General features: G+C 55.9%; 5 protein-coding genes and 2 pseudogenes. 6 read left to right on the plus strand and 1 reads right to left on the minus strand.

Annotation, left to right across the window (positions count from 1 at the left end; all coding sequences use genetic code 11):
• From EET67_RS25930 to EET67_RS26285, 3 genes and pseudogenes are all read left to right on the plus strand, one after another.
• Positions 1 to 314: pseudogene (locus tag EET67_RS25930) on the plus strand (hypothetical protein); the annotation flags it as partial.
• A 292-nt stretch (positions 315 to 606) separates the two neighbouring features.
• A complete protein-coding gene (locus EET67_RS24935) occupies positions 607 to 1,692 on the plus strand; it encodes a nucleotidyltransferase family protein (protein WP_165900042.1) in 1,086 nt (361 codons plus the stop codon).
• A 122-nt stretch (positions 1,693 to 1,814) separates the two neighbouring features.
• Positions 1,815 to 2,351 (plus strand): annotated as a pseudogene (locus EET67_RS26285) (3'-5' exonuclease); the annotation flags it as partial.
• 452 nt (positions 2,352 to 2,803) lie between these two features.
• Here EET67_RS26285 and EET67_RS24940 read toward each other — a convergent pair.
• A complete protein-coding gene (locus EET67_RS24940) occupies positions 2,804 to 3,337 on the minus strand; it encodes a hypothetical protein (RefSeq protein WP_128628866.1) in 534 nt (177 codons plus the stop codon).
• 284 nt (positions 3,338 to 3,621) lie between these two features.
• Between EET67_RS24940 and EET67_RS24945 the strand changes: the two genes are divergently transcribed.
• From EET67_RS24945 to EET67_RS24955, 3 genes are read left to right on the plus strand one after another with little or no spacing between them, the layout of a single operon-like run.
• Positions 3,622 to 4,524 (plus strand): transferrin-binding protein-like solute binding protein, encoded by a 903-nt coding sequence (locus EET67_RS24945; RefSeq protein WP_128628867.1) that lies wholly within the window; start codon positions 3,622 to 3,624, stop codon positions 4,522 to 4,524.
• On the plus strand, positions 4,521 to 5,693 hold the full coding sequence (locus EET67_RS24950) for a surface lipoprotein assembly modifier (RefSeq protein WP_245451241.1): 1,173 nt from the start codon (positions 4,521 to 4,523) through the stop codon (positions 5,691 to 5,693). Before EET67_RS24945 ends, EET67_RS24950 begins: the two co-directional genes overlap by 4 nt.
• Positions 5,694 to 5,740: 47 nt before the next feature.
• Complete coding sequence (locus EET67_RS24955; protein ID WP_128628868.1) at positions 5,741 to 6,325, plus strand: hypothetical protein; 585 nt, start codon at positions 5,741 to 5,743, stop codon at positions 6,323 to 6,325.
• Positions 6,326 to 6,364: the final 39 nt, after the last annotated feature.

Consider the following 6,364-nt stretch of genomic DNA (forward strand, 5'->3'; position numbering starts at 1 on the left):
AGGTGGAAAGCTTCCTCGCAGATGCACTTAATTTGAGAAACTGGCGGCAAAGATTCTCACAATTAAATGCCGAGCCTGAACCTAACCGGCGCATTCTTACAATTAAGTGCCAAGCGACATCAGGAGCCGCCGCAACCTTTCAGACTCTTCCAATTTCCTATGAGGGCACGATCGTGCCTCTAGCCGGAAACCTTGTTCCGGCTGGGTTTTCTTCGCCCGCTGCTGACGACCTTGAAGACGAAATCCATCAACTGGATGGGTGGTCCGGCACCCGTCGGCGACGTTTTGGTGGCGCGTGTCAGCTGGGAACCTGATCTCATCGTATGATCACCAATACGCTCTTCACGCCGAGGTGAATGCCAGGATGCGTGCTGCGAAAAAGCGGGAAGCCGCGTAAGGGGAGGTTTGGTCCTCCCCTTTTTCTAGGCAATTGAGTGGGAAGCCCTCAGGGTGTCACGCCCGGACGCCCGGGCTTTTTTGCGTTATAAGTCTTCTGCAAATTTCCTAGATTACGTTCTTGTAGGCATTTTCGTTTAATTGCCTACAACGATGCACCATGATAGGGTTGCAGGCAGGATTCTCAAATTGCCTACAACGAGACCAGTCATGGCCAAATACGAAGAACTCCCTATCGCCATCCAGACGATTTACGCCGATCTTGTACATCGTGTGTGGACGGGCAACATCTCCGCTCTGACGTCGCAAGGCGGTTCCGCCTACTCGCGCGAGGTGAAAGGCCGCCTCTACTGGTACTGGCAGCCGCCCACAGCCGCTGACGGCAAAAGGCCTTCCGCCAAATACATCGGTCCCGATAGCAAGGAAACGCGAGGCCGCCTCCAGGAAATGCAGGATCACGTCGAAAACCTGCGTCAACGCCGAGATATGGTGAGGGCCCTTCGAGCTGCTCGACTTCCCATGCCTGACGCGATGTCCGGCGACATTATGGCGGCCATGGCCGAGGCAGGCGTCTTCCGGCTGAGAGCAGCCGTAGTCGGTTCGGTAGCGTTCCAGACTTATCCTGGGATGCTTGGCGTCCACATGCCTGCCACTTTGAGCCGAACCGGTGATCTGGATATCGGTCAGTTCCAGTCTATTGCCATCGCCGTCAAGGACGAGATCGATCCCGACCTCGAGACCGTGCTGAAGAACGTCGATAAGAGATTCGAGGCGATCTCGAGTCCCATGGACACCCGCCAAACCCTTCGATACGCGCTGCGTGTGGGTGGAGACGAGCGCTTCTCCGTGGACGTCCTCAGTCCGATGCGCGGCCCGGATCGGGAGAAAACCGGAAACTTGCCTGCGTTGCGAACGGGTGCTCAGTTCCTTAGGTACTTGGACTACCTGCTGTATCAGGAGGTCAACGGTGTTGCCTTGCACGGTGCCGGAATTCCCATCAACGTCCCCGATCCGACCCGATACGCGCTGCACAAACTGATCGTCAGCCAGATGCGCCGCATGGAGGATCCGAGAAGCGCCGCGAAATCCCGCAAGGACCTCGACCAGGCGCGCGCATTGATCACGGTGCTATCAGTCCAGCGGCCGGGCGAACTCAAGGATTTGTGGCAGGAACTCTGCGGCCGCGGCCCGTCATGGCGTGAGAAGGCCATGTCGGCCGTCAGGCAACTGCCTGCAGAGATCGCCGAGGCGTTGGGCGAGGAAACGCCAACGTTGAGCAGGGCACCGGGTAGATAGAAGAAGGGCAACCAGATAGCCGCCCTTCAAACCTCTGCTGCCTGGCAAGGCTAGAACCAACGTCTCCACCACTTCCAGCCCCTAGCCCTCCGTCTCCCTAGGCGGCTGAGATCGCCGCCTTCGACGCGCTGATCGAACCGGCCGACCTTATCATTGCCCACAATGCCGGATTTTATCGGCCGTTTTGTGAAAAACTTTCGCCGGCCTTCGTTCCCAACGCATGGGCATGCTCGGTCACCGAATTTCGTTGGGCCGATCTGGGCTTTGAGGGCAACAAACTTGGCTATCTTGTTGGACAGTCCGGCCTGTTCCACGAAGGACATCGTGCCACCAACGATTGCCAGCACTTCTTGAAGTGCTGGCAAGACCGACGGGCGAGGGCGGTGCGCTTCCTTTGCCGAACTGCTGCACTCAAGCGCCCACTGCAGGATTCGCATTTTCGCCGAAAACGCGCCTTTCGACTTGAAGGATCACCTGAAGGGGAGGGGATATCGCTGGTCTGACGGGCAGTGATGGTCGGCCGAAGGCCTGGTGGATCGAGGTCGATGAAGACCTGTACGGGGACGAACTGCGTTACCTGCGCACCGAGATTATCGCTGGGACGAGGCGCGGAGCCGCCGACCGTTCGGCAGACGGCGCACGACCGGTTCAGAGCATGACGCGTTGCGTGCCGCGTGAATGTCGGATGCAGCGGGAGGGCCACATCACCTTGTTCTTGCCAGAAGCGTGCAGCTGGCGGCTCCTCGGCCGAATACGGGAGCCTGGGGTGTCAAATTCGGACTGATCGCTGGAAGTGAGCGCGCTCGGGTATATCGCTGCGACCCGCCCAGTTCCTGCTCAATGTTCGAACCGCACATCTGAACGGGTAGATTGGAGCGATACACCGGCCTCTCTAAACCTGCAGCAATAAACCGGTCTCCCGAGCGAAATGCCGTCCTCATCGCCACCTGACACCCCCAACTTCTTTCCGGTCTCCCGGTGACTGGGGCCGGCCTCTCGACCGAACGTACAGTCTGCCGACATTCTTGCCGCCGGACAGCGATCCGTCGAGGAAAGCGCTGCCGGCCCTGTGGCGACGGCTCCCGACCTTCATTTCCGCCGTTCGGTGTGCTCATGTCACCACCCGAAACCTGCCATCAGTTTGGGGCAGAACGGACGGCAGAGTTAGGGGCCGTCTGCGGTCTGACTGCGCGGCTGGCGCAAACAGATCGAGAACCGTAGCTGCTTCTCGGAATGACAGCCTTGATCCGAGTTCAGCTTGTACCCGCTCGAGTTCTGGGATCGCTCTGCCCTTCAACAGGGCTTCAATCCTCCCTGCGCCAGCACTTGCCCGGCACGCACCACCATCAAAGCGAGTGACGCGCATGCGGCAGACGCCAAAGAGCGAGTGGACGGTACGCGGTCGGTAGTCATGAATTCCGCGGCGGCCGCATTCCATGCAAACCCGATCTGCGCGGCCGGCTTGATCGACCTGGAACTGGACGAATTCTGCCTGCAGATTGCGCAGGATATTCTTGCTCTCGTCGAGAGTGAGCCCGAAATCCTCGAACCGCGCTCCATCGACATCGCGTATGACGCCCGCGACCTCCCGCCGCTGCGGAACGCCATCCGCACCGATCATTTCCACCCAGACATTCATCTTCAACTGCGAGGTCACCGAATATTCTTTCCAGCAAAAAGGACTCCGGCTACGTCAAATTTTCTTACCCCCACTTTTTTCCCACTCCTCACATTGATGACGATGGCGGTCCGCATCAACCAAATAGAGTATGGAGGACAAAGCGCTTCCCCCAGATGGGGGAAGCGCTTACCAAGGCATTCGGGTAAGGCGCCAAGGTCAGCTTGAAATCGAAGGCATCTAGACCAGTAACTTAACATCGATGCTTCATCATATCTGATTTCTCGGTTAATATTATTGGAGGGTTTAACTTGGCTTCTAGAAATATAACTAAAGCAGTAGTGTTGCTCGCCGCTCCACTCATGCTTGCGGCGTGCGGTGGTGGTGCTGGCGGACCTGGGGGACCATCATTCCTTGGCTTTTCATCAATGAATGCCCCAGGAACGACAACCATTAACGGCATCGGCAAGGAAGTATCGGTAGACACTAAGCCGGGAATTGAGAATGCCACCGCGGTTTCCGCGTTTACTGCGACAGGTAAAACATCCGTCGACATCACACTGGATGGCAAAGAGGATATTACAGCCGTCGCCATCAAGACTCCGACCACCTCGGAGAAGTGGGACGCATCCAACAGCAATTTGATCGAAAATGATGGCCTGTTGCTTGCAGAAAGAAACGACGGCCGCAGCTACGCAGTAGCCGCCTCACCCGAAGCGCTGGGATTTGAATACCAAACCTTCGGCGTTTGGGCGACGAGCAATGCCGAAGAAACAAAAGGTAAGATCGGTGTCTTTAGCGTAGGTGCAGAGTCCAAGGCGTCGGCATTACCGTCGGCCGGGACCGCGGCTTTCAAAGGCGCTGCTGGCGGCATTTATACCGACAAGACCGGCCTGGCAGATATTGTCACCGCTGAAGCAACGCTCGGCGCTGACTTCGCCGCAAGAAAGGTCAGCTTTGCCACCACGCAGACTGAGTCCCTCCTTGCTGGCTCGCGCAGCGACCTTAATCTCATCGGCAATCTAAGCTATGCGGCTGGCAGCAATGAACTCACCGGAACGGTTGCCACCGCTGGCGGCTCAATGACCGGTAACGCTGATGGCCGATTCTACGGCCCAGGCGCTCAGGAAGTCGGCGGTATTTTCGCGCTTAAGGGTAAGGCGCCGGGAAGCTTGGAAAGCTTCGGGGGCGGGTTTGGAGCCGTCAAGAAGTGAAGTTGACAATTCCAATCGTTGCTGCTGCTTCATTGGCATGTACGGTTGCGCAGGCTGCGGTATACGACCAGGAGTTGGCAGACAACCGGTTCAAATCGGCAATTGCGGCTGCTGCAACAGGACGTCACGACCTTGCCATCGAGACCTTCCGGCACCTCCTTCGGGAGGTGCCTACCTCTAGGATTAAACTTGAGATGGCCCGATCGCTATATGCAGTCGGCCAGTACGAGGAATCGCTAAAGCTTTTCCAGTCGGTCTATAACGCGCCGAATATTCCCCAGGCAGTGAAAAGAAACATTCTTCCTTATATGGAAGAAGTTGAACTTCGGATCATGCGGGTTCGATACGGTATTCGCGCAATAACCGACTCTAATCCATCTCGTGTTGCAGACGGCGGTACGATCTTTTTCAATGGGATCCCGCTTGAATTTCAACCGCCGGCACCAAAGGAGATCTCCTATGGTGTAGAGCCATGGCTTTCGGTGGAGAAGCTTTGGAAGACAGGCTTGCTGACAAAATTCTATGGCTCGGCACGTCTTTTCGAGAACAAGGACCTTGTAGCGGGTCGCTTCCATCTTGCGATTGCTAGGCAGGCTTCGGGCATTCCCGGTCTCTATACCCAGGTTAGCGTAGACAGCGAGGTTAGCGATGATAATTCGTATGCCCTGCCTTCCGTCGAAGCGTGGAAGCGCTTCAGGATTTCCGATGCCGCCGGCATCGGCGTCGGTGGGCAAATTGGCTATATGTCTGCCGAGAATGAAGATATCTCGGGCGGTTTCTACAGGCCCTATACATTCGGAGACTGGACCTTCCTGCCCAATGCCACGGCTTTTGCCAAAGTCGAACTGGAGCATCTGAACAGCCGGAATGAGTACTACACATATGTCGCTCCAAAGGTTGACTTCGGACTGGCGATAAAGGCCGGCCAATTCAACCTCGCGCCGCAGCTGTCGCTGACACGCACCAGGTTCACGCAATACGACGCTTTTTGGAGCCTTAATCGCAAAGATATAACCACTCGACCGGCATTGACCATTTCCCACGACAGCTTGGAATGGAAGGGTATCAAACCTGAAATAAATATCTTTTATGAGAGAAGGAATAGTAACGTAGGTATTTATGAATACAATCAAATGGGTGGGTTTGTTAGTTTCCGGAAACTGTATTGACGTAAGTTGGTGTTGAAACGGAACATCTCGCCTGGCCGGAGGGACAAATGGAGCAGCCAGACAGAATTCTTCATAAGCTTTATCAAGCAGCCAATGACGCAGAGATTTGGCTGGACGCCAGTCATGATATTTCAGAACTTGTTAAGGGGGGGCCCGTCCATCTTCTTTTGGCCTCACTCGAGACAGGTGACACGTACGTCAATCTGTTCGCACGCGGTGACCCCGGCATGGCGGATGAGTATTTGCACAATTATGCTGGCATGGACTTCCGAACATCTCGGGTCATGGCAAGAACGCTAGGCGACTTTATCGATGAGCGCGAGTACGTTTCTGAGGAGGAGGCACGCGCCAGCGTTATCCATCAGGAGTTTCTGCCCAGATACGACATTCACAAAATTAGTGGATCTAACATGTGCCTGGACGGGTGTATCGGGTGGTTCGGGATTTCTACAAAATCGGCTTCCGATGAGTTTGAAAGCCGGCATAGAGAATTCCTGAAATGGCTTTCACCTCATGTTCTCAATGCCTTCAGGATTGCAAAGACACAACACGAGCTGGAGACCCGCATTAACCCTTGTGGATTGAGCCGACGGCCATGTTTGAAGCCGGATTGCGGGTTCGCGGTCGGTTGACGGACCACGTTTGGACGCCGGAATGTGTTGCCGGCATCG

Source organism: Borborobacter arsenicus, assembly GCF_003934165.1.
In the GTDB taxonomy this organism is placed as follows: domain Bacteria; phylum Pseudomonadota; class Alphaproteobacteria; order Rhizobiales; family Rhizobiaceae; genus Pseudaminobacter; species Pseudaminobacter arsenicus.

Excerpts from the sequence above, each read along its gene's own strand:
- EET67_RS24935 (WP_165900042.1), top strand. The coding sequence starts at position 607 with ATGGCCAAATACGAAGAACTCCCTATCGCCATCCAGACGATTTACGCC.
- EET67_RS24955 (WP_128628868.1), top strand. The coding sequence starts at position 5,741 with ATGGAGCAGCCAGACAGAATTCTTCATAAGCTTTATCAAGCAGCCAAT.